The sequence below is a fragment of the Paraburkholderia humisilvae genome (assembly GCF_902859855.1).
GTDB lineage: Bacteria > Pseudomonadota > Gammaproteobacteria > Burkholderiales > Burkholderiaceae > Paraburkholderia > Paraburkholderia humisilvae.
Window position 1 is genome coordinate 200,913 of the sequence record NZ_CADIKH010000002.1, and the last position, 22,545, is coordinate 223,457.

The window sequence follows — 22,545 nt, forward strand, 5'->3', positions numbered from 1 at the left end:
TGGTGCGGGTGCGCGGGGGATTTTCGGTAGAATTCTCTCACATTGCAACCGGCCGCTCGTTGCGCGCTTTCCGCGTACACTTCCCGCGCACCTCCCTGATAAGGCACCCATGACGCTTGGCTCACGATGGCTTGAACCACACCGCGAGGTGTTGCGCTCTGTGATTCGTTTGCTGTCGAATGGCGCGGGCGGCGCGCGTTGCGCGAAGCAGGCGTGCGCCACGGCGGCCCGCCCGCGCGCCGCAACGCCCGCCCGCACACGCGCGTGGCATGCATTACTGGGCGTTTGCGGTTTGCTATCCGCGGCGTTGCTGTTCGCGCAGCCGGCCTTCGCTGCGTATGCGATCGCGCAATACGGCAACCCGAAATACCCGCCGGACTTCAAGCACTTCGACTATGTGAACCCGGATGCGCCGAAGGGCGGCACGCTCGTGCTGGCCAATCCGAACCGGCAGACGAGCTTCGACAAGTTCAATCCGTTCACGCTGCGCGGCAACGCGGCGCCGGGCATCGACATGCTGTTCGAGAGCCTCACGACCGGCAGCTCGGACGAAGTCGCCACCGCGTACGGCCTGCTTGCGGACGACATCGCCGTCGCGCCGGATGGTCTGTCGACCACGTTTCACATCAATCCTCATGCGCATTTTTCGAACGGCGATCCGGTAACCGCCGACGACGTGAAATTTTCGCTCGACACGCTGAAGAGCCCGAAGGCCGCGCCGCAATACGCCGCATATTTCGCGGACATCACGCGCGCGGTCGTGCTCGACCCGAGCACGATCCGCTTCGAGTTCCGCCAGCGCGACCGCGAGTTGCCGCTGCTCGCGGGCAGCATGCCGGTGTTCTCTCGCAAGTGGGGCGTGAAGCCCGACGGCAGCCGCACGCCGTTCGATCAGCTCGCATTCGAAAAGCCGATCGGTAGCGGACCTTACCTGATCGAGCAGTATGACAATGGCCGCAACATCACGTACCAGCGTGACCCGAACTACTGGGGATCGAAACTGCCGGTGCGGATCGGCATGTTCAACTTCGACCGGATCCAGTACAAGCTGTACGGCGACCCGACCGCGCGCCTCGAGGCATTCAAGGCCGGCGAGTACGACGCACTCGTCGAGTACATCGCGCGCAGCTGGGTGCGGCGCGACGTCGGCAAGCGCTTCGACAACGGCGAGCTGATCAAGCGCGAGTTCCCGCAGCACAACGGCACGGGCATGCAGGGCTTTATCCTGAACCAGCGGCGGCCGCTGTTCCAGGACGCGCGGGTGCGCAAGGCGCTCGATCTCGCACTCGATTTTCAATGGCTCGACCGGCAGCTGTTCTACAACCAGTACAAGCGGATCGACAGTTACTTCGTCAACACCGACTGGCAGGCGAAGGGGCTGCCGTCGCCGGGTGAGTTAAAGCTGCTCGAGCCGTGGCGCGCGCAGCTTGATCCAGCGGTGTTCGGCCCGCCGCCCGCGCAGCCGAACACCGATCCGCCCGGCTCGCTGCGCGCGAATCTGCTGGCCGCGCGCGAACTGCTCGCGCAGGCGGGCTGGACCTATCGTGATGGCGCGCTGCGTAACGCGAAGGGCCAGCCGTTCGAATTCGAGATTCTTGACGATTCCGGCTCCGCGCAGAGTTTCGAGCCGATCATTGCAGCGTATATCCGCAATCTGCAAAAGCTCGGCATCGTCGCGCGGTTGCGCGTGAGCGATTTCGCTGTCTATCAGAAGCGCCTCGATGCGTTCGATTTCGACGTCACGACACTGCGTTACCCGGATGTGCAGGTGCCCGGCGCCGACATGGTCGATCGCTTCGGCAGCAAGGCGGCCGACGAGCCGGGCTCGGGCAACCTGATCGGTATCAAGTCGCCGGCGGTCGATGCGATTCTGCGCGCGCTGGTCGGCGCGCAGACGCTCGAGCAACTGACCGACGCGACGCACGCGCTCGACCGTGTGCTGTTGCATGGTTACTATGTGGTGCCGCAATGGTATAGCGCGACGCATCGCGTCGCGTTCAAGCGCGGGCTCGCGTGGCCGACGACCTTGCCGCTGTACTATTCGGCGGAAGGTTGGATCGTGTCGATGTGGTGGTTCGCGCCGCCGCCATCGGCACAGCAGCCGGGCGCTCAGGCGCAGGCCGCCAGCCGCCAATAGCGGCGCGCTGCGTCCGTTGTGCAACGTATTTTGTTATCGACTGCCTCACCACCCCGGGTTGCCGCCATGTGGAGTTACATCCTCAAACGTCTGCTGCTGATGATTCCGACGCTGCTCGGTGTACTGACGGTCACCTTTATCGTGATCCAGTTCGTGCCGGGCGGTCCCGTCGAGCAGGCGGTGCATGAATTGCGCCGCAACAACGCGGAAGGCGGCGCACCGTTCGGGCTGCGCGCGCATACCGGCGTCGACGCGCAGCAGGTCGCGCAACTGAAGGCGCTGTATGGCTTCGACAAACCGCCGCTCGAGCGCTACGGGCTGATGCTCAAGCGCTTCTCGCAGTTCGACCTCGGGCAAAGCTATTTCCGTCACCAGAGTGTGTGGTCGCTGATCGTGTCGAAGCTGCCGGTGTCGATCAGCATCGGACTCTGGACGTTCTTTCTGACCTATCTGATATCGATCCCGCTCGGTATCGCCAAGGCGGTCCGCAACGGCTCGCGTTTCGACATCGCGACGAGCCTGATCGTGCTGATCGGTTACGCGATCCCGGGTTTTGTGCTCGGGGTGCTGCTGCTCGTGCTGTTCGGCGGCGGCAGCTTCCTGCAGCTCTTTCCGCTGCGCAATCTGGTGTCGGACAACTGGGACCAGTTGAGCATCGGCGGCAAGATTCTCGACTATCTCTGGCACATCACGCTGCCGATCGTCGCGTCGGTGGTCGGCAGCTTCGCGGTCGTGACGATGCTGACGAAAAACGCGTTCCTCGACGAAATCCGCAAGCAGTATGTGCTGACCGCGCGCGCGAAGGGGCTCTCCGAGCGGCGCGTGCTTTGGAAGCATATCTTTCGCAATGCGTTGCTGCCGCTCGTTGTCGGTTTCCCGGCGGCGTTTATCGGCGCGTTCTTCACCGGCAGCCTGCTGATCGAGACGCTGTTCTCGCTCGATGGTCTTGGCCTGCTGTCATATGAGTCGGTCATGCGGCGCGACTATCCGGTCGTGCTCGGCACGCTGTACCTGTTCACGCTGATCGGGCTCGTCACGAAGCTGATTTCCGATCTCTGCTACGTGTGGGTCGACCCGCGCATTCAATTCGAACAACTGGAGCGCTGACTTGAGCCGCGTCCGCACCGATGCCGAACCGATCTCGCGCGATACGCCAGTGCGCGCGTTCGTCTCGCCTTCACCCGCACGCCGCGTGTGGCTGCGTTTCAGGCGGCAGCGGCTCGGCTACTGGAGCCTTATCGTCTTTATCGTCGCGTGCGCGGCGAGCCTCGCGGCGCCGCTGTGGTGCAACGACAAGCCGCTGGTGGTCCGCTACGACGGCCATCTGTATTTCCCGCTGTTCGAGACCTACCCGGAAACCACGTTCGGCGGCGACTTCCCGACACCGGCCGATTACCTCGACCCGTACATTCGGCATCGCTTCTCGCTGAACGGCAACTTCGCGGTCTATCCGCCGAATCCGTACTACTACGACACGCTGAACTACTTCTCGAAAGTGCCGAATCCGGCACCGCCATCGCGCGACAACTGGCTCGGCACCGACGAACAGGGCCGCGATCTTCTCGCGAGGCTGGTGTACGGCTTTCGCGTATCGGTCGAGTTCGCGCTCGTGCTGACCGTGATCGGCACGCTGCTCGGCGTGCTGGCGGGCGCGGTGCAAGGCTTTTTCGGCGGCAAGACCGACATCGTCGGCCAGCGGCTGATCGAAATCTGGAGCGCGCTGCCGGAACTGTATCTGCTCATTATTTTCGCGTCGATTTTCGAGCCGGGCTTTATCCTGCTAATCGTGCTGCTGTCGCTGTTCGGCTGGATCGGCCTGTCGGACTATGTGCGCGCGGAGTTTCTGCGCAACCGGCAACAGGACTACGTACGCGCCGCGCGCGCGATGGGACTGTCGAACTGGCAGATCATCTGGCGCCACGTGCTGCCGAACAGCCTGACGCCGGTCATCACGTTCCTGCCGTTCCGGATGAGCGGCGCAATTCTCGCGCTGACGAGCCTCGATTTTCTCGGCCTCGGCGTGCCGCCGCCGACCCCGAGTCTCGGCGAACTGCTGTCGCAGGGCAAGGCGAATCTCGACGCATGGTGGATCTCGTTGTCGACGTTCTGCGTGCTGGTGTTCACATTGCTGCTGCTGACGTTTATGGGCGATGCGCTGCGTAACGCGCTCGACACGCGCCTGTCCGATGCGATGCGCGCCGGAGGCAACCAGTGAGCGACGCGATGCAAAGCCAGGCGGCCGATCGGACACAGCATGGGCCGCTGCTGGAGGTCGAACGTCTGCGTGTCAGTTTCGGCGAAACGGTCGCGGTCAACGACATCTCGTTCTCGATCGCGCGCGGCGAACGCGTTGCGCTGGTCGGCGAATCGGGCTCGGGCAAGAGCGTGACCGCGCTGTCAATCCTGCGTCTGCTGCATGACGCGCAGACCAGCGGCGCCATCCGTTTCGACGGCGTGGACCTGCTGACAAAAAGCGAGCGCGCGATGCGCGGGCTGCGCGGCTCCGATGTCGCGATGATCTTCCAGGAGCCGATGACCGCGTTGAACCCGCTGTACACCATCGGCGAGCAGATCGCGGAGACGATCGTGCTGCACGACGGCGTATCGGCTGCCGACGCACGCAAGCGCGCGGTCGAGCTGCTCGGGCACACCGGCATCGCGGAGCCCGGCAAGCGGGTCAATAGCTACCCTCATCAGTTGTCGGGCGGACAGCGGCAGCGCGCGATGATCGCGATGGCGCTCGCGTGCCGGCCGCGCCTGTTGCTCGCCGACGAGCCGACCACCGCGCTCGACGTGACGATTCGCGCGCAGATTGTCGAGTTGCTGCTGCAACTGCAACGTGACGAGGCGCAAAAGCGCGGCATGGCGATCCTGCTGATCACACACGACCTGAACCTCGTGCGCCGCTTTGCGCAACGCGTCGCGGTGATGGAGAAGGGCGTGCTGGTCGAAAGCGGGCCTGTTGAGCAGCTCTTCGAGGCGCCGCAGCATCCGTACACGCAACGCCTGCTGCAAAGCCGTCCCGAGCGCACCGTGGTGCCGGTGCTGCCGATTGCGCCGGTGTTGCTCGACGCACGCGACGTGTCGGTCGATTTCAAGACGAAGCTGCCGGGCGTTGCCGGCTGGTTCCGATCCGGGCGTTTTCGCGCGGTCGACGCCGCGACGGTCTCGGTGCGCCAGGGCGAGACGCTGGGCATCGTCGGCGAGTCGGGCTCAGGCAAATCGACGCTCGCGATGGCGCTGCTCGGCCTGCAGCGCGCCACGCAGGGCGCCATCGAATTTCAGGGCAGGGCGCTGGCGAGTTACCGCGGCCGGGAGCAGACCACGCTGCGCTCGAACCTGCAGGTCGTGTTTCAGGACCCGTTCAGCTCGCTGTCGCCGCGCTATACGATCGAGCGACTGGTCGGCGAAGGGCTCGCGCTGCATCGCCCGCAGCTCGACCCGGCCGCGCGCCGTGAAAAAGTGGTGGCGGTGCTGCGCGAGGTCGGCATCGACCGCACCGCGCTCTACCGTTACCCACACGAGTTTTCCGGCGGTCAGCGGCAGCGCATCGCGATTGCCCGTGCGCTGATTCTGGAGCCGCGCATTCTGATTCTCGATGAACCGACCAGCGCGCTCGATGTCTCGATTCAGCAGCAGGTGTTAAAGCTGCTGGCTGGCTTGCAGCGGAAATATAACCTCGGCTTCATATTTATTAGCCACGACCTCGCGGTGATCGGCGCGATGGCCCATCGTGTCGCCGTCATGAAAAACGGATCGATTGTCGAGAGCGGGGACGTTGAGAAAATTTTTGCGTCTCCCGTGCATCCTTACACCCGAAAGCTGCTTGCGGCGGCGTCTGGTGGTGAAAACTCACTGTTGTAACCAATTGTATGTTGATCTCGATTGTATTTTTCTATTTCTTTTGACACTTGAATACTTACTGGCTAGTATCGACCAAACTTTTTTTCTAGTCCGCTGATTTTTAGGCAAAATCTACCGACCAATGCAGCACCGATCTCTCACCCAGGCTTGCACGCACGTCGTCGCCGGGATGTTCATTGGCGTACTGATGGCGGCAGCTACCGGCGCAAACGCCGACGAAGTAAGCAGCTTTAACCAGAATGCCCCGTTTTCGACCCCCGCCAGCTTCTCGAACGCCGGGTCGAATGTCCTGATTCCTTCCTCGTTTTCCTCGAGCGGTTCGTCCAGCAGCAATGCATCGAGCGCGCCGAGCGACGTGCCGCCGAGCACCGGGGGTCGCGCGCGTTCGTTCCTTTCCGGCGTCGCCGGCAAGGCTGGGGACGTCGTGGTGGGCGCGCTCAACCTGATTGGTGTGCGTTACCGCTGGGGCGGCTCGTCGCCCGATTCCGGACTCGATTGCAGCGGTTTCGTGCGCTACGTGTTCCAGGACACGCTGGGCCTCGCGTTGCCGCGCCGTGCGGAGGAAATGAGCCGCGTCGGCGAGAAGGTCCGCGTGGCCGACCTGAAACCGGGCGATCTCGTGTTTTTCAACACGATGCGTCGCACGTTCTCGCACGTCGGCATCTACATCGGCGACAACAAGTTCGTGCACTCGCCATCGACGGGCAGCACGATCCGCGTCGACGATATGGACGACGCGTACTGGGAAAAGCGTTTCACCGGTGCACGTCGCGTCGAGACGTCGTTTTCGCCGGCCGAGCAGCAAGATTTTCGTCGCCGTGTGAGCGCGACGCTCGGTGGCGACAACTGACCGATGTCGGATGACTGTCGCACTCCGGCAGTCCGCTGTGCGAATAGTGAAAGGCCCGCTTTGCCGGAACCGACCGGAAGCGGGCCTTTCGTTTTTACGCTGCTGTTATCGCGTCGGCCGCATGGAACCGAACGCGTTTTGCGGACGGTGACTGCGCGAGCACGCTTGCATCGTCACGCCGCGACACGGCTTGCCACCAGCTTGCGCTGCAATTCCGGCATGATCTTCGCGACTGCTTCCTCGCCGGCGAGAATCGCCGCGTTGCGCTGTCCAAAGTCGCTGCCGCTCATCGCCGCGAGATTCGGGCGGATCACGACGTCCGCATACTTGTCGAGTTCGTAGGCCTTGATCGTCTGGCCCATGATGGTGAAGGTCTGCATCAGCACGTCGAAGGAGCTGTCCGTGAGGCCGGTTTCCGGACGCTGGGAGATGTCGACGGCGATCACGAAGTCGGCGCCCATCCGGCGCGCGAACGAGGCCGGCACGGGGCTCACGAGGCCGCCGTCGACATACTCGTGCGCGCCGATCTTCACCGGCTCGAAGATCGACGGCACGCTGCATGATGCACGCACCGCAATGCCGGTATTGCCGCGTTGAAACAGGATAGGCTGGCCGGTTTGCAGATCGGTCGCGACGACGCCGAGCGGCTTGACCATCTTTTCTATCGGCCGGTTATCGAGCGTTTTGTTCAGATAGTTTTGCAGTGCGACGCCTTGCAGAAAGCCGCGTGTGCGAAACGGCATCGCCCAGTCGCTGATCGATGCCTCGTCCATGTTCAGCGCGAGCCGGTTCAGCGCGAAGCCGTTCATCCCGGACGCGTAGAGCGCGCCGACCACCGAGCCGGCACTCGTGCCGCACACCAGGTCCACCGGGATGTTGCGTGCCTCGAGCGCCTTGATCACACCGATATGCGCGAAGCCGCGCGCGGCGCCGCCGCCGAGCGCGAGGCCGACGCGCAGCGGCCGCGACGGCTTGACGACGGGGGGTGTGGTCGACAGGGCGGGCGGTGCCGTGTTGGCAGCGGTGCTGTCGGAAGGTTTGACGGGCTCGGATTCGGGTTTGCTGCCGCCGGGCAGCGCGCAGGCGCCGAGCACGGCTGATGCCGCAGCCAGCGAAAAGGTGCGGCGCGAAAGACAAGGCGAGGACGGTTTCAACGAATTCTCCAGCAGCGGCATGCGGGTTGCGGCGCACATCATAAAGCAAAGCACCCATCGCGCGACAAAGGCGTTCCGCTCTAAAAAAGCCGATCGAATCGGTACGGTGCCGCACAGGTATAATTCGCCTCTTCGCGATTCGTTCGCAGCCGCGCTGCCTGGCGTGCCGCAGGTGCCGCACCGGATCGCGCGTCTGGTCCGTCTGATGCGTCGGGTGTGCTTGATGCGTTTGCTGCATGTGGCTTGTTCAGCCCGTCTGGCCTGTCCGGCACGCGTGCGTCAACCGTGCATCAACCCGCCCCCCGGCGCCACCCGTCTGGTTGCCGTATGCCGGCATCCGCCTTCGAGTAACCGTTCATGACCGCTTTCGCCCATACTCCCGTTCGCACCCGCTTTGCACCGAGTCCCACCGGTTTCATCCATCTCGGCAATATCCGCTCCGCGCTGTATCCGTGGGCGTTCGCGCGCAAGTCGAAGGGGGTGTTCATTCTGCGTATCGAAGACACCGACGTCGAGCGCTCGACGTCGGAGTCGGTGGACGCGATCCTGGAAGGCATGGCGTGGCTCGGCCTCGATTTCGACGAAGGCCCGTTCTACCAGATGCAGCGGATGGACCGTTATCGCGAAGTGGTGCGGCACATGGTCGAACAGGGCCTCGCCTACCCGTGCTACATGTCGACGGAAGAACTCGACGCGCTGCGCGAGCGGCAGCGCGCGGCGGGCCTGAAGCCGCGCTACGACGGCACATGGCGCCCGGAGCCGGGCAAGGTGCTGCCGACGCCGCCCGCGGGCGTCCAGCCGGTGATGCGCTTTCGCAACCCGCTGACGGGCGTGGTCGCATGGGACGATGCGGTGAAGGGCCAGGTCGAGATCTCGAACGAGGAACTCGACGATCTGGTGATCGCGCGTCCGGACGGCACGCCGACCTACAATTTCTGCGTGGTCGTCGACGATCTCGACATGCGCATCACGCACGTGATTCGCGGTGACGATCACGTGAACAACACGCCGCGCCAGATCAACATCCTGCGCGCGCTGGGCGGCGAAGTGCCGGTCTATGCACACTTGCCGACCGTGCTGAACGAGCTGGGCGAAAAGATGAGCAAGCGGCACGGCGCGATGAGCGTGGTCGGCTACCGCGATGCCGGCTATCTGCCGGAAGCGGTGCTGAACTATCTCGCGCGGCTCGGCTGGTCGCACGGCGATGCCGAAATTTTTTCGCGCGAGCAACTGATCGAATGGTTCGATCTCGAGCATCTCGGCAAGTCGCCCGCGCAATACGATCACGACAAGCTCAACTGGCTGAACGCCCACTACATCAAGGAAGCGGATAACGGCCGTCTGGCGGCGCTCGCGAAGCCATTCTTCGCGGAACTCGGCATCGACGAAGCATCGCTCGAGAACGGCGCGGATCTTGCCGCCGTGGTCGGCTTGCTGAAGGACCGCGCATCGACGGTGAAGGAAATCGCGGAGAATGCCGCGATGTTCTATCGCGAGCCGAACCCGGAACCGGACGCGCTCGCGCAGCACGTGACCGACGCAGTGCGTCCGGCGCTCGCGGAACTGGCCGATGCGCTGAAGACCGTCGAGTGGACGAAGGAAGCGATTGCGGCCGCGATGAAGGCCGTGCTCGCCGCGCACAAGCTGAAAATGCCGCAGCTCGCGATGCCGGTGCGGCTGCTGGTGGCCGGGACCACGCATACGCCTTCGATCGACAGCGTGCTGATGCTGTTCGGCCGCGATACGGTGGTGCGTCGGATCGGTCAGGCGCTCGGTTAAAGCGACGCGCGGGCGCATCGGCGCTGCGTTGCGCCCGCGAATACGAAAGTATTTACAAAGCCGGATTTGGTGTCTACAATCTCGCTTCTGTTCTGCAAGGGGGTATAGCTCAGCTGGGAGAGCGCTTGCATGGCATGCAAGAGGTCAGCGGTTCGATCCCGCTTACCTCCACCAAACAGATCGCACAGGTCTGCAGACAGAATCTGAAGTAGCAAAATAAGCAGCAAAACGAGCAGTACACGAAAAAGCCCCGAACAGTTTGTCGGGGCTTTGTTTTTTCTACGTTCTGTTTTGCTACTCCCGTCGCGTCGTGAATCTGCCGGCGCGGGTGCTCGCGCGCGTGGCCGTTCGCGACGAATCACTACGGCGCGAGTCGCGTGAAAACAAAATCGTGATTCTTCACCCGCGCCTCGTGACAGGCAAAGCACGTTTGATGTTGCGCGAGATCAGCGGGCTGGCCGTTGATGAATCGGCCGAAGCCCCAGCCGCCGGAGTCGCGATAGCGCTTCGAGTCCTTGACCATCACCTGCACAGTGGTCGCGGCGCCCGGCACCGAAGCGGGCCCGAATTCGGCTGACGGCACGCGTTTCCACGCGAGCTTCACGAGTATCGAACCATCGGGGAACGGTAGTGTGTTCTTCTCCAGCGCCTTCATCACGGTCGGGTTGCCGAGCACGATGCGCAATTCATTGAGCGGATCCGCTTCCTCGGCGGGCGCGACGAACTGCCATTTCCGGTAGCCGTGCGGAATCGTCACACCGTAGATCGGCGACGCTGCTTCGGCGCGGGCTTCACTCGCGTTCAACGTTAGGGTGAAAGACGCGAGTGACATCAGCACCGCGGCGACGAGGCCGCTTCGAGTCCATTTCATCGGCGAGTTCCTTTTGCTTCCGTGGGTGTTCGGCGCTTGAGCACGCAACCATTGGTACGTATTGCCAGGTATCAAGCGCCCGAAACCGGCCGCTTGCGTGGATGCTGTTGTCATCGTACCGGTTGAGCGCCGCCGCCGCTGGCACCACCCGCTGCGTCGCAGCGGGGCAGCTCGGCGGCTTGCAGCACTTCGCCGGTCGACTCGCGCTGAACGAATGCGACCACCCCTTGCCTCGTCGCGCTCACCGCATAAGTGCCGGTTATTCGCGCGTGACCGCCGACGATCGGCACGGGCCCGATCCAGTTGCGTGTCACGCGGTCGTGATGCAGCGTCGCGCCGGCGTTCTCGCCGCCTTTGACGTCGCTGCGCAATCCGTCCTGATACACCGCCACGTACGCGAACGCATCGCTGGGAAGCGGCGTGCGCGCATCGATGCGCGCGTCGAATGCAACCGTGCCGGACGGCGTCGCCTGTGCGCCGATCCGGATGTCGGCCGGCGCCGGCTGCGAGCTGAGTTCCTGCACGCGTTCGTTGAAGCTCGTCGTGCTGGACCAGCTGCGCATCTCGCGCCCACCGACGAACACCGCCGGCGTATAAACGACGCCCGAGCCGGCCGTCGAGCTCAGATACTTCTGCCGCGCGGTGAAGGCGGGCTGGGCGAAGCGGTCGCGCCAGCCGGCGTTGTCCCAGTAGTCGACGTGCAGCGCGAGCGGCACGACGCTATCGCGGTGCCGTTCACGGTTTTGCTGGTTCAACTGGCTCAGCCAGTTATCCGCGGGCGGACAGCTGTCGCAGCCTTCGCTTGTGTAAAGCTCAACCAGCGCGACGCGATGCGCGGGGCTAGCGACGCTGCACGCGCGCTCCGGCGCGGCGTGCGCGGTGACGGCGATGCCTGAGACTAGAAGTGCAGCGTGCGCGAAGCATGTTGATACCCGCATGGTCATATTCCAGAGAGCGTGATCTGTTCACGCATTGGAACGTATGCACGTATCGGGTTTATGTCCGAAGGGGCTGCGTGAGCACGCAATGCAGCCGCGCAAATGTTGTCCATGCGCGGTGTTTTGTATCGCTGCCGTGTGTATAGATACATTGCGATACAAAAAAGGCGGGCGGGCGCGCTTCTCGCGCGCCCGATGCTGCAGGATGTTCGATACGCGTGTGCCGCGCGTATTTAGCCGCCGTGCTTCTTTGCCTCGTCGCGCCAGTAGTGTTGCTGCTTCCAGCCGAGCAGGCGCTTCAATTTCTCATTGCTGAGCAGCGTCTCGAACTCGCCCATTGGCTTCTTGACCGGCACCTCCGGGTAGTAGCGTTTGAGCAGTTCGGCGGTCGGCACATCGGACGACACGTCGTCGGCGGCCACGTTCATCACCTCGAAGCCGAGCCCGTCCTTTTCGATTGCGAGGCGGCACGCGTGCGCCAGGTCGCGTCCGTCGATATAGCTCCACGCAATCCGCTTGCGCATGCCCGGGTCCTTCAGCCACACCTTGAACTTCGCATAGTCCTCGGGATCGAGCACGTTGCCGATCCGGAAGCAGTAAATGTCCGAACCGGTGCGCGCATGAAACGCCCTGGCGGTCACTTCATTGATCACCTTCGATGTCGCGTAGCTGTCCATCGGGTCGACCGGATACTGCTCGTCGAGCGGAAAATACTGCGGGTTGCGGTGCCGGTGCGCAAACACCACGCCATACGTGGTCTCGCTCGACGCGACGATCACCTTGCGGATACCGAGTTTCGACGCGGCGTCGAGAATGTTGTAGGTGCCCATCACGTTGATGCGGAACACTTCGTTGTCGGGCGTGATCATGATGCGCGGAATCGCCGCGAAGTGGACGATCGCATCGATCGGCTTCGGCTCGAGATCGTCGACGAACTCGGCCGGCGCGGTGCTCGATGCAAGCGCATTGAAGACCTGGCCCGCGTCGGTGATGTCGGTGATCAGCGTGCGCGCGGTGCGTTTGGGCATCGGCACGCGGTCGAGGTTCATCACTTCATAGCCGTGCTCGACGAGGTCCTCGACGACCCACTTGCCGGCGAGGCCGCTGCCGCCGGTCACAATCACTCGCTTCGTCATGCGCTTTGCTCCTTGTAAGAAAATTTGAGGGGCCGGACTCGCTTTTTCGCCAGATTCCAGTCAGATACACGCCACGGTCCGTACCTTACCCGAAGCTTAGCGATTTCCGCGCCACGGTGGCTGTGACGGACGTCATAGTCGGCGCTGCGACGCGACGCATCGACCGCCTTCCGGGACAACCCCAATGCGTTTGTATGACGCCCGTCACAGTTTCGGAGCGCCCTCTGCACCTAAGATCGTCCCGATGTCGAGCGCGACCGCCGCTTATTCGCACAGATAGCGCCGCACGGCACGACAGCGAGGAGACGTCCGTTGAGAGCCATTCCGTCGAAAACCGAAGCCCCGGTCGTGCCCGCCGCGCTCGCGCTGCTGCGGGCGTGCCTGCGGATCCGCGAACTGAACATTCTGGCGGTGCTGATCCTCGTCGGCGCGCTGATCAGCGTGTTTTCGCCGTACTTCCTGACGACCAACAACCTGATGGGCGTGTTTCGCTCGTTTTCGCTGACGGCCATCATGGCGGTGGGCATGATGCTCGTCATCATAACGGGCGGGATCGATCTTTCGGTCGGTTCGGTCATGGGCCTGTCATCGCTCTTGACCGCGCTTGCGTTCCAGCATGGCCTCGGCGCATCCGCCGCGGTCGCAGCCGGACTGCTGACCGGCGTGATCGTCGGTGCGTTCAACGGACTGCTCGTCACGCGCATCCACCTGCCGCCGTTTATCGCGACCCTCGGCACGCTGTCGATCGGGCGCGGCCTGATGTACATCATCACGAAGGGCGTGCCGGTCACGCCCGATGTGCCCGACAGCTTCACCTTCATCGGCCAGGGCTATATCGGCTTCATCCCGTTTCCGGTGGTCGTGATGGCGGTGGTAGCCGTGTGCTTTTCGGTGGTGATGCGGCGCACGCGATTCGGCCGGCACGTGTACGCGACGGGCGGTAACGAGACCGCCGCGCTGTTGAGCGGCGTGCGCACCGCACGCGTGAAATTCACGGTCTATGCGTTTTCCGGCCTGATCGCCGCGCTTGCCGGCGTGATCAGTTTCTCGCGTTTCGTCTCTGCCGAGCCCGCCGCCGGCTTCGGCGCGGAACTCGACGTGATCGCGGCGGCGGCGATCGGCGGCGCAAGCCTGTCGGGCGGCGTCGGCAGCGTTGAAGGCGCGATTATCGGCGCGGCGCTGGCCGGCATCATCGCCAACGGCGTGGTGCTGCTCAATATCGACACCTATGCGCAGCAGACCATTACCGGCTGCGTGATCCTGATCGCGGTGAGTATCGACATCTGGCGGCTGCGCCGCAAGGGGCGCTAAGGTCCGATGCCGGGCTCGCGCGTGCTGTGCGATTGATCATTCAACCCACAAACCTGGAGACGACGTCATGCAACACACCCTGCGTCGCGCGGCCACCGCGCAATGCCTGCTGGTGATTTTCGCGCTCGCGTCGGGCGCGGCCTATGCGAAAGACGCGAAGGACATTTCGATCGCGGTGATTCCCAAGGTCGCCGTGCCGTTCTTCGACGACTGCAACCACGGTGCGCAGGCGGAAGCGGGCAAGCTCGACGTGAAGTATCAATGGGTCGTGCCGCAGAACACGCAAGGCTCGACGCAGGTGCAGATTATCGAAGACCTGATCTCGAAGCATGTCGACGGCATCGCGATTTCGGTCAATGAACCGAAGTCGGTCGAAAGCGTGATGAAACGCGCGGAAAAGAGCGGCATCAAGGTGCTGACCTACGACTCGGACTCGCCCGGCAGCGGGCGGTCGATGTATATCGGCACGAGCAACGAGGCGGCCGGCGAGCAGATGGCGCAGACCATGGCGAAGGCGCTAGATGGCCATGGCGATGTCGCGATCATCACCGGGCAGCTCGGCGCGGTGAATCTGAACGAGCGGATCGGCGGGATCAAAAAGGGGCTCGCGAACTATCCGGGCATCAAGATCGTCGAGACGCAGGGGACCGATGACGATCTCGCAAAAGGCGTATCGGTGGTCGAAACGACGCTGCGCGCCCATCCGCAATTGAAAGGGATTTTCGGCGTGAGCCAGGTCGGCGGCCCCGCGGTCGCGAAAGTGCTGGATACGCGCGAGTTCGGGTCGATGAAAGGCAAGCTCGAAGTGCTCGCCTTCGACGATCTGCCTGACACGGTGAAGGGCGTTCGCGACGGCACCATTCAGGGGATCATGGTGCAGCGGCCGGTGACGATGGGCAAGCTCGCGGTCGAGCACCTCGTCGCGCAGATCCAGGGCACCGAAACGCAGGCGAAGGATATCGACACCGGCGTGACCGTCGTGACGAAGGACAACCTGAGCAGCTATACGAAATAGCGAACCAGGGGACTAGCGAACTAGCGAACCAGGCGACGCGATGACACCGTTTCTCGAAGTCCGTGATATCTCGAAGACCTTTCCCGGCGTGCGTGCGCTCGACCGCGTGACGCTGTCCGTCGCGCGCGGCGAAGTGCTCGCGCTGGCCGGCGAGAACGGCGCGGGCAAGAGCACGCTGATGAAGATTCTGACCGGCGTGCTCGCGCCCGATGACGGCGGACAGATACGGATCGAAGGCGAGCCGGTCGTGCTGCGCGATGGCAATCACGCGCGCGCGCTCGGTCTCGGGATCATCTATCAGGAGCTATCGGTCGTCGATAACCTGACGATCGCGGAGAACCTCTTTCTCGCGCGCGAACCGCGCAACCGCTTCGGCCTGATCGACCGCGCGCGGATGAACGATGCGGCGCGCGCGCTGCTCGACACGATCGGCATGTCGCTCGATCCGCGCACGCCGGTGAGTGCGCTGAGCGTCGGCCAGAAGCAGATGGTCGAGATCGCTAAAGCGATTTCGTGCGACTCGAAAATCATCATCATGGACGAGCCGACCGCATCGCTGAGCCACCACGAGACACGCATCCTGCTTGATCTGATCAAACGGCTGCGCGCGCAGAACATCGGCATCGTTTATATTTCGCATCGGCTCGAAGAACTGTTCGAGCTCGCGGACCGTGTGACCGTGTTGCGCGACGGCTCGACCGTCGGCAGCGCGACGATGGCGGACGTGACGCGCGAGTGGCTCGTGCGCAAGATGGTCGATCGCGAGTTGAGCGACCTGTACGCGGTCTGCGAATCGCATGCGACGCGCGAAGTCGTGCTCGAAGTGCGCAATCTGTCGCTACGAACGCGCGATCGCACAGCGGCGCGAATTCGCGATATCAGTTTTGCGGTGCATCGCGGCGAGATTCTCGGCATCGCGGGTCTGGTCGGCTCGGGGCGCACCGAGATCATGGAGATGATCTTCGGCATGCGGCCGTGCACGGGTGACGTGCTGATCGAAGGCACGAAGGTGTCGATCGCCAGCCCGCACGATGCGATCGCGCAGGGCATCGGTTTTGCGACCGAAGACCGCAAGGGGCAGGGGCTGGTGGCGGGCATGAGCGTGCGCGAGAACTTCAGTCTCACGCATCTCGAAGCGTATGCGCCGTTCCAGTTCGTCAGACGCGCGGCCGAAGACGCGCGTTGTCGCCAGTTCGTGCGCACGCTCGGCGTGAAGACGCCGTCGATCGAGCAGAAGGTGATCAACCTGAGCGGCGGCAACCAGCAGAAGGTCGTGCTCGCGAAATGGGTCGCGCGCGAGCCGCGCGTGCTGATCGTCGATGAGCCGACGCGCGGCATCGATATCGGCGCGAAAGCGGAGGTGCACGCACTGCTCGGGCGGCTTGCCGCGCAGGGAATCGCGATTATCGCGATCTCATCGGATTTGCAGGAGGTGCTGGCGATCAGCGATCGTATTCTGGTCGTGCGCGAAGGGCGCCTGAACGGCGTGTTCAACCGTGCGGAGGCGACGCAGGAACGCGTGATGGCGGCGGCCACCGCGTAGCGGGCGCCGCGACGAACGTCGGCACACAACGGTTCTTTTAAATGGAGATGCAACGAAGATGACCACGATTGTCGTAGTGCATACCGGTCCGGTGACGGTGCAGCCGCTGAAGGATCAATTGAAAGAGCAACTGCCGGACGCCCGCGTGATCAATATCGTCGACGACAGCCTGCTGAACGATGTGCGCGCGGCCGGCCATCTGACGCCGGAAGTCACGCAGCGAATGTACAGCTATATGGCGAATGCGCAGGCGATGCACGCGGACATGATTCTGAACGCGTGCTCGTCGGTCGGCGAGGCGGTCGATCTGCTGCGCGGGATGATCCGCACGCCGATCGTCAAGATTGACGAAGCGATGGCGCTCGAGGCGAGCCGCATCGGTACACGGATCGGCGTGGTCGCGACCGTGAAGACGACGCTCGAGCCGACCGTGCGGCAGATCCGCAAGAAAGCGGCTGAGCAGAAACGTGAGGTGACCGTGGTCGAGCGCGTGGCCGAAGCGGCATTCGAAGCGCTGCTGGCAGGCGACACCGAGCGTCACGACGAGATCCTGAAGCGGACCATCGTCGGGCTCGCGGACGAAGTGGACGTGGTCGTGCTCGCGCAAGTGTCGATGGCGCGGCTCGTGCCGACGCTCGGCGCGACGCGTGTGCCGGTGCTGTCCAGCCCGAAAAGCGGTGTCGCGTCACTCAAGGGCGCGCTGGAAAGCGCGCGATCAGGCACGCGCTAAAGGCGCGGCGTGATCCTGATTCGCCGGGATCGACGGGGCCGCTGTGACCGCCGTCGCGCTTACGCTGCGCGCTGGCGCGCCGGTGGCCGCGGGCATCGCGAAACCCGGCAGAAACTGCGCGACGAAGGCGGGCGTCAGCACGATCTTGCGCTCGTGCGTATCGACGAGACCCGCCGTTTTCAGATCGCTGAAATGCCGGTTGACCGATTCCCGCGAGGTGCCGATAAATTCCGCGAGCTTGTCCTGCGCGATGGTCAGGTCGATGAGTAGCGCGCCGGCAAGTTCGCCATGCGCGAACGGCGTGCCGATCTGCGTCGCGAACATCGACAGGATATTGACCAGGCGTTTGCGCACATCGTGTAGCGACAGGTTCTCGATCATCTTCTGCGCTTCCTGCCAGCGTTGATGATGGCTTCTCAGCACGAACTGGTTGATCGCGTCGTAGCGCGTGAGCAGGTCCTTGAAGTCGGCCTTGCGGATATAGCAGATCCGGCTCTCCGCGAGCGTCTGCGCGTAATGCGAGTAGTTCGCTTCGTTGAGCACGTCGCCGTCGCCGAAGATCATGCCGGCCTTGATAAACGACAGCGTGATTTCCTGGCCGTCCTCGGTGAGCCGGTACAGCCGTACGTGCCCGACCTTCAGCAGGTACACGGACTCGCTGCGCTCTTCAGGCCGGTAGATGATCGCGTTCTTGCGCAGGCTGCGGTGATCGCTGAAGGCGGGCATCACCTCTTCGAGGCAATGGCGCTCAATCAGCGAGAGAAGCTCGCTTTTTCCGACGAACCACATCGCGTTGTCTCCTTTGTTTGCGGCACTGGCTGCGGTCCATGCCGGCGAGCGCACGCTGCGTTCAGGCGGCGCCACCCATGCCGCCCGGTTGCCGGCTATTCTAACCAGCGTGTTGCAAACGCGCTGTGCGGAGGCGAAGCGATTCGGCTTCGCGATGTAAGCCGGGTGTAGGGAGAAGCCGCGCAGCATGGCAAACGCGTGCTGAGCGCGGCGTGCAAAGACACAAGCGAAACATGATCGGCCTGCGAATCTACGGCTCGCGTTATCCCGCGAAACGCGGCTCAGGCAATCCTTTCACGCCGAGGCCGGTCACCGCGAACAGACCGCCGCGGTCGCGCTCCTTCTGCGGGATGCCCCACATCGGGCGGCCCATCGTCGTCACATACAGCACATCGAGATTCGGGCCGCCGAACATCACGCTGGTCAGATTGCGCACCGGAAACGGCACGATGCGGTCGAGCTTGCCGTCGGGCGCAAAGCGCAGAATGCGTCCGCCGAATACGAGCGCGCTCCAGACATAGCCTTCGGCATCGACAGTCGCGCCATCGAACGTGCCCGCCATGTCGCACGCCGACGCGAATACGCGGCGATGCGTGGCGTGACCGGTTTCGATGTCGTAGTCGTACGCGTACATCAGCCGGTCGTAGGTGTCGGTGAAGTACAGCGTACGGTTATCGGGGCTCCAGCATGGTCCATTCGAGCAACTGATGCCGCGCTCGAGGCACGTGAGTTTGCCGTCCGTGCCGAGCTGATACAGGCCGCCGCTGCGCGTCGGGCGCTGGCCGCGATCCGCGTCGAAGCGGTCGAAGTCGTACGCCATCGTGCCCGCGACAAAGCGGCCGTGCCGGTCCACTTTGCCGTCGTTAAAGCGCGTCTCCGGGTCGTCGCTTTCCGGGTCGGCGATCAGACGCACCGTTTGCGCGTCGAAATCGTAGAAGTGCAGGCCGTTGGCGAGTGCGACCACGGCGCCGCCGTTTTCGCGAAGCGCCATCGAGCCGATATGCGTCGGCACGAAAAAGCGCTCGACCTCACTGCCGTCCGCGCGGCAGCGGTAAATCTCGGCGGCGGTGCTGTCGATCCAGTACAGACGCTGTTCCTTCACGTCCCATAGCGGACCTTCTCCCAGATGGTTGTTCGCGTCGACCAGCAGGCGGGTTTCGATCATGAATGTCTCCATCGTTCGGTGTTGCGGTTGGAATTCAACGGTTGGCGCGCCATCGCGCGATGCTTATCGGCCTGCGTCGCCGGCATCCTTGCGCCGGTGCGCGAGCAGCGCCATCAGCCGCCGGTCGCGCCAGCGGCTGCGCGCTTCGATGTCGGCACGCGGCAATACCGCATCGCGCTCGGCTGCGAGCTTTTCGATCGTCGCGGGCGACCAGTCGAACGGCATCCGTTCGCTCGCGAGACCTTTGTACAGGTTGGCATAGCGATGCGCGTAATCGGCGACGCCGCCCGGCGCGTTCAGGTCGATGGTCTCGAACGGACCCATGAACGCCCAGCGCAGACCGAGGCCGTCGCGCATCACGGTATCGAGGTCGGCCGCGTTCGCGTAGCCCTGTTCGTAGAGGCTCATCGCCTCGTCAAGCAGTGCGCCTTGCAAGCGATTCAGCAGAAAGCCCGCGATTTCGCCTTCGACGACCACCGGCTTCTGGCCGACCGCTTCATACAGCGCGTGGGCGCGCGTGAGCGTGTCGACGCAGGTCCACGGCGCGCCGCACAGCTCGACCAGTGGCACCAGCGACGGCGGATTTACCGGATGCGCGACGAAGCAGCGCGCACGGCCGGCAAGCGACTCGGTGAACGTCGAAGCGGTCAGTGCCGAGGTCGAACTCGCGAGCAGGGCATCGGGGCGGGCGAGACGGTCAAGCTCGGCGAACATCGCGCGCTTCACGTCGACGCGCTCCGGGACATTCTCCTGCACGAGTTCGGCGTCGCGCACCGCATCGGCAAGCGTCGCGCACGGCGTGATCCGCGCGGCGATCGCGGCAGGCGTGTCGTCGATCAGGTCATAGCGCGCGAGATCCGCGAGGCTGTCGCGAATCGCCGGCACCGCGCCGTCGAGCATCGTGCGGTCCGCGTCATGCAGTTTCACGGGCAAGCCCGCGCGGGCGAATACGATCGCCCATGCGCGGCCGATCCGGCCGGTGCCGATGATCGCGATGGGGCCGGTCGGTTTTATGGTTGCCGTCGGTCCATTCGTTTCAGCCGGTCGTTCTGAATTCGTCATCGCTTGCCTCGTCGTCGTAAGCAGCGTGCGCTGCGTGGCTGCCGGATGTTCGATGCAGCCGTCGCGGCGTACGTCCTTGCTCGTGTTGGACCCGGTTACCCCTTGCGGTCGCGCAGCGTGATCACCGCGGCCAGCACCACGAGACCATTGATGATGTCGCGTACCGCGGGCGGCACCGTGGTGCCGGCCAGCAGCGTGCCGAGCGCGGTCAGCAGCAGCGCGCCCCCGAACACGCCGAGATAGTGGCCGCGTCCGCCGGTGATCAGCGCACCGCCGACCACCACGACCGCGATCGACGGCAGCAGGTACGGGTCGCCCATGCCGAGAAAAGCCTGGTTGCTGAAGCCCGCGAGCAGCAAGCCGACCACAGCCGAACAGAGCGCCGACAGGCAGTACACGGCGATCAGCGTCGCGCCGACCCGCACGCCCGACAGCTTCGCGGCGGCCGGCGAGTTGCCGACCGCATAGACGCGCCGGCCGAACGCGGTGCGATGCAACAGCAGCAGCGCGATCGCAAGCACGAGCGGCACGCTCCACGCGGCGAGCGACAGCGGTCCGACGTGATCATTGGTGAAACTGGCGATCGCGGGCGGCGCCCAGCCTTGCGGCGAACCGTTGCAGTAGATCAGCGTGAGCCCTTGGAGGAGGCCGTTCGCCGCCAGCGTGACGACGATCGGCGGCAGGCCGAGCATGACGACGCCGATACCGTTGAACAGCCCCACCAGCAAGCCGGCCGCGAGCACGGCCGGCACCGCCCACCAGGCGGCATCATTCACACCATGCGTGAGGCCGGTCAGCAGCACGCCTGACATCGTGATCAGCCATGGCACCGACAGATCGAGACCGCCGGTCAGAATCACCGCGCCCTGGCCGAGGCCGAGAATCGCGAGAAACAACGCGAGCGTCAGCAGGCTGCTATAGAAATTCGCGCTGACGAGAACGCCCGGACCGTAGACGAAGCCGGTGACCGCGATGACGCCGAGAAAAAGCAGATACGCGGGCACGATGTACTTCACCCACTCGCGATTGCGTTCGATCCAATCGGTGAGCCAACGGCCCGACAGCTCGGTGTTCGCGATCGGCTTGAAGTCCTTGACTTCGAAACTGACGCGGCGCGCGCCGCTGCGTCCGTTCTGCGCGCGCGTGCCGGTGCGCCACGCTTTCATCCACTGCAGCGCGTGCCGCGCGGATTCATGCGCGGCCGACTGCTTGCCGATCGACGAACCGAGCACCGCGAGAATCAGAATCACCGCTTCGGCGATCGTCGTGAAAAACGCGGACACGTTCAGCACGAGCATGATATTGACGGTCAGCATCAGCGTCATCGCGGCGAACACGGTGCCCACGCAGCCTCCGCGTCCGCCGCCGAGCCACGTGCCGCCGAGCACGACCGCGGTGAACATCGACAGCAGCAGCGGCCGTCCGACGAGCGGATCGGCGGAACCGGTTTGCGCGGACACATAGAGCCCCGCGGCCGCGTAGAACATGCCGGCGAGCACATAGGTCATGATCCGGTAGCGCGTGACCGGCGTGCCGTTCGCATACGCGCTATCGGGCTCGCTGCCGATCGCATACAGGCCGACGCCGAAGCGCGTGCGGCGCACAAATGCCCAGACAAGCAGCGCGACGATCAGGATGCCGGCTGACATCGGCAGCTTGTTCGGAATCAGATCGGACGTGATAAAGCCCGCGAACTGGTCGCCGACGCTGCCGCCCGGTTTGTTCTGGATCAACAGCGTCAGACCTTGCACCATGAACATCGTGGCGAGCGTGACGACGATCGATTGCAGCCGGAACCATGCGATCAGCGCGCCGTTGATCAGGCCAAACCCGCCGCCGATCGCGATGATCAGCGCGGCGCCGGCCCATTGCTCGACCGGCGTGCCGTGCACGAAACGCACGGCGAGCACGTTCGCGAGCGACAGCACCGCCGACGCGGACAGATCGAAGCCGCCGCTCAATACGACGATCGTTTGCCCGATCGCGACGAGCGCGAGCGTCGTGGCGCTCGAAATGAGCGAGCCGACGTCGTAGAAGCCGACCGGTGTCGCGGACAGCGCGATCCACGCGATCAGCATCGCGACCAGCGCGCCGATCGCGATGATCAGGCCGCGATAATGGTCGATGCGAGCCCCGAGGCCAAGGCGCGCGCCGGGCCGCACGATCTCGCTGTCGGGAGAGGCGATTGCGTTGCTCATGAT

18 protein-coding genes and 1 tRNA gene are annotated in these 22,545 nt (G+C 64.0%); 11 read left to right on the forward strand and 8 right to left on the reverse strand.

What is annotated here, in order from left to right; translation table 11 throughout:
* The first annotated feature begins 109 nt into the window (after window positions 1–109).
* The 5 genes from HV796_RS02580 to HV796_RS02600 all read left to right on the forward strand — a co-directional run bounded on the left by HV796_RS02580 (window position 110) and on the right by HV796_RS02600 (window position 6,851).
* Entirely contained in the window at window positions 110–2,137 is a 2,028-nt protein-coding gene (locus tag HV796_RS02580; protein WP_175224876.1) for an extracellular solute-binding protein, read from the forward strand.
* A gap of 66 nt (window positions 2,138–2,203) precedes the next feature.
* A complete protein-coding gene (locus tag HV796_RS02585; RefSeq protein WP_175224878.1) occupies window positions 2,204–3,244 on the forward strand; it encodes a microcin C ABC transporter permease YejB in 1,041 nt (346 codons plus the stop codon).
* 1 nt (window position 3,245) lies between these two features.
* A complete protein-coding gene (locus HV796_RS02590; RefSeq protein WP_175224880.1) occupies window positions 3,246–4,352 on the forward strand; it encodes an ABC transporter permease in 1,107 nt (368 codons plus the stop codon).
* Window positions 4,353–4,360: 8 nt separating this feature from the next.
* Window positions 4,361–6,001 (forward strand): ABC transporter ATP-binding protein, encoded by a 1,641-nt coding sequence (locus tag HV796_RS02595; protein ID WP_175225014.1) that lies wholly within the window; start codon window positions 4,361–4,363, stop codon window positions 5,999–6,001.
* Between the two features lie 121 nt (window positions 6,002–6,122).
* Window positions 6,123–6,851, forward strand: a complete 729-nt coding sequence (locus HV796_RS02600; protein WP_175224882.1) for a C40 family peptidase — start codon at window positions 6,123–6,125, stop codon at window positions 6,849–6,851.
* 173 nt (window positions 6,852–7,024) lie between these two features.
* Here HV796_RS02600 and HV796_RS02605 read toward each other — a convergent pair whose 3' ends face one another.
* Entirely contained in the window at window positions 7,025–8,005 is a 981-nt protein-coding gene (locus HV796_RS02605) for a patatin-like phospholipase family protein (RefSeq protein WP_246355646.1), read from the reverse strand.
* 357 nt (window positions 8,006–8,362) lie between these two features.
* Between HV796_RS02605 and gltX the strand changes: the two genes are divergently transcribed.
* Complete coding sequence (gene gltX / locus HV796_RS02610) at window positions 8,363–9,784, forward strand: glutamate--tRNA ligase (protein ID WP_175224885.1); 1,422 nt, start codon at window positions 8,363–8,365, stop codon at window positions 9,782–9,784.
* Window positions 9,785–9,882: 98 nt separating this feature from the next.
* Window positions 9,883–9,958: transfer RNA gene (locus HV796_RS02615), tRNA-Ala, on the forward strand.
* Window positions 9,959–10,145: 187 nt separating this feature from the next.
* On the opposite strand, the gene HV796_RS02620 is transcribed toward HV796_RS02615, so the two are convergent.
* From HV796_RS02620 to HV796_RS02630, 3 genes are all read right to left on the reverse strand, one after another.
* Window positions 10,146–10,616: a cytochrome P460 family protein gene (locus HV796_RS02620; protein WP_246355659.1), complete on the reverse strand. Its 471-nt coding sequence runs from the start codon at window positions 10,614–10,616 to the stop codon at window positions 10,146–10,148.
* Between the two features lie 149 nt (window positions 10,617–10,765).
* A complete protein-coding gene (locus HV796_RS02625) occupies window positions 10,766–11,593 on the reverse strand; it encodes a DUF1223 domain-containing protein (RefSeq protein ID WP_175224890.1) in 828 nt (275 codons plus the stop codon).
* A gap of 233 nt (window positions 11,594–11,826) precedes the next feature.
* On the reverse strand, window positions 11,827–12,729 hold the full coding sequence (locus HV796_RS02630; protein WP_175224891.1) for an NAD-dependent epimerase/dehydratase family protein: 903 nt from the start codon (window positions 12,727–12,729) through the stop codon (window positions 11,827–11,829).
* A 312-nt stretch (window positions 12,730–13,041) separates the two neighbouring features.
* Between HV796_RS02630 and HV796_RS02635 the strand changes: the two genes are divergently transcribed.
* From HV796_RS02635 to HV796_RS02650, 4 genes are all read left to right on the forward strand, one after another.
* A complete protein-coding gene (locus HV796_RS02635) occupies window positions 13,042–14,040 on the forward strand; it encodes an ABC transporter permease (RefSeq protein WP_246355647.1) in 999 nt (332 codons plus the stop codon).
* A 67-nt stretch (window positions 14,041–14,107) separates the two neighbouring features.
* A complete protein-coding gene (locus HV796_RS02640) occupies window positions 14,108–15,055 on the forward strand; it encodes a sugar-binding protein (RefSeq protein WP_175224893.1) in 948 nt (315 codons plus the stop codon).
* Window positions 15,056–15,095: 40 nt separating this feature from the next.
* A complete protein-coding gene (locus HV796_RS02645) occupies window positions 15,096–16,598 on the forward strand; it encodes a sugar ABC transporter ATP-binding protein (RefSeq protein WP_175224895.1) in 1,503 nt (500 codons plus the stop codon).
* Window positions 16,599–16,656: 58 nt separating this feature from the next.
* Entirely contained in the window at window positions 16,657–17,328 is a 672-nt protein-coding gene (locus HV796_RS02650; protein ID WP_175224897.1) for an aspartate/glutamate racemase family protein, read from the forward strand.
* Here HV796_RS02650 and HV796_RS02655 read toward each other — a convergent pair.
* From HV796_RS02655 to HV796_RS02670, 4 genes are all read right to left on the reverse strand, one after another.
* On the reverse strand, window positions 17,314–18,117 hold the full coding sequence (locus HV796_RS02655) for a Crp/Fnr family transcriptional regulator (RefSeq protein WP_175224899.1): 804 nt from the start codon (window positions 18,115–18,117) through the stop codon (window positions 17,314–17,316). The genes HV796_RS02650 and HV796_RS02655 overlap by 15 nt on opposite strands.
* A gap of 262 nt (window positions 18,118–18,379) precedes the next feature.
* Window positions 18,380–19,282, reverse strand: a complete 903-nt coding sequence (locus HV796_RS02660; protein ID WP_175224900.1) for an SMP-30/gluconolactonase/LRE family protein — start codon at window positions 19,280–19,282, stop codon at window positions 18,380–18,382.
* A gap of 63 nt (window positions 19,283–19,345) precedes the next feature.
* Entirely contained in the window at window positions 19,346–20,344 is a 999-nt protein-coding gene (locus tag HV796_RS02665; protein WP_175224903.1) for a 3-hydroxyacyl-CoA dehydrogenase, read from the reverse strand.
* A gap of 95 nt (window positions 20,345–20,439) precedes the next feature.
* On the reverse strand, window positions 20,440–22,542 hold the full coding sequence (locus HV796_RS02670) for an ABC transporter permease (protein ID WP_175224905.1): 2,103 nt from the start codon (window positions 22,540–22,542) through the stop codon (window positions 20,440–20,442).
* Window positions 22,543–22,545: the final 3 nt, after the last annotated feature.

Excerpts from the sequence above, each read along its gene's own strand:
- HV796_RS02580 (WP_175224876.1), top strand. The coding sequence starts at position 110 with ATGACGCTTGGCTCACGATGGCTTGAACCACACCGCGAGGTGTTGCGC.
- HV796_RS02585 (WP_175224878.1), top strand. The coding sequence starts at position 2,204 with ATGTGGAGTTACATCCTCAAACGTCTGCTGCTGATGATTCCGACGCTG.
- HV796_RS02595 (WP_175225014.1), top strand. The coding sequence starts at position 4,361 with ATGCAAAGCCAGGCGGCCGATCGGACACAGCATGGGCCGCTGCTGGAG.
- HV796_RS02600 (WP_175224882.1), top strand. The coding sequence starts at position 6,123 with ATGCAGCACCGATCTCTCACCCAGGCTTGCACGCACGTCGTCGCCGGG.
- gltX (WP_175224885.1), top strand. The coding sequence starts at position 8,363 with ATGACCGCTTTCGCCCATACTCCCGTTCGCACCCGCTTTGCACCGAGT.
- HV796_RS02620 (WP_246355659.1), bottom strand. The coding sequence starts at position 10,616 with ATGTCACTCGCGTCTTTCACCCTAACGTTGAACGCGAGTGAAGCCCGC.
- HV796_RS02625 (WP_175224890.1), bottom strand. The coding sequence starts at position 11,593 with ATGCGGGTATCAACATGCTTCGCGCACGCTGCACTTCTAGTCTCAGGC.
- HV796_RS02630 (WP_175224891.1), bottom strand. The coding sequence starts at position 12,729 with ATGACGAAGCGAGTGATTGTGACCGGCGGCAGCGGCCTCGCCGGCAAG.
- HV796_RS02640 (WP_175224893.1), top strand. The coding sequence starts at position 14,108 with ATGCAACACACCCTGCGTCGCGCGGCCACCGCGCAATGCCTGCTGGTG.
- HV796_RS02645 (WP_175224895.1), top strand. The coding sequence starts at position 15,096 with ATGACACCGTTTCTCGAAGTCCGTGATATCTCGAAGACCTTTCCCGGC.
- HV796_RS02650 (WP_175224897.1), top strand. The coding sequence starts at position 16,657 with ATGACCACGATTGTCGTAGTGCATACCGGTCCGGTGACGGTGCAGCCG.
- HV796_RS02655 (WP_175224899.1), bottom strand. The coding sequence starts at position 18,117 with ATGTGGTTCGTCGGAAAAAGCGAGCTTCTCTCGCTGATTGAGCGCCAT.
- HV796_RS02660 (WP_175224900.1), bottom strand. The coding sequence starts at position 19,282 with ATGATCGAAACCCGCCTGCTGGTCGACGCGAACAACCATCTGGGAGAA.
- HV796_RS02665 (WP_175224903.1), bottom strand. The coding sequence starts at position 20,344 with ATGACGAATTCAGAACGACCGGCTGAAACGAATGGACCGACGGCAACC.
- HV796_RS02670 (WP_175224905.1), bottom strand. The coding sequence starts at position 22,542 with ATGAGCAACGCAATCGCCTCTCCCGACAGCGAGATCGTGCGGCCCGGC.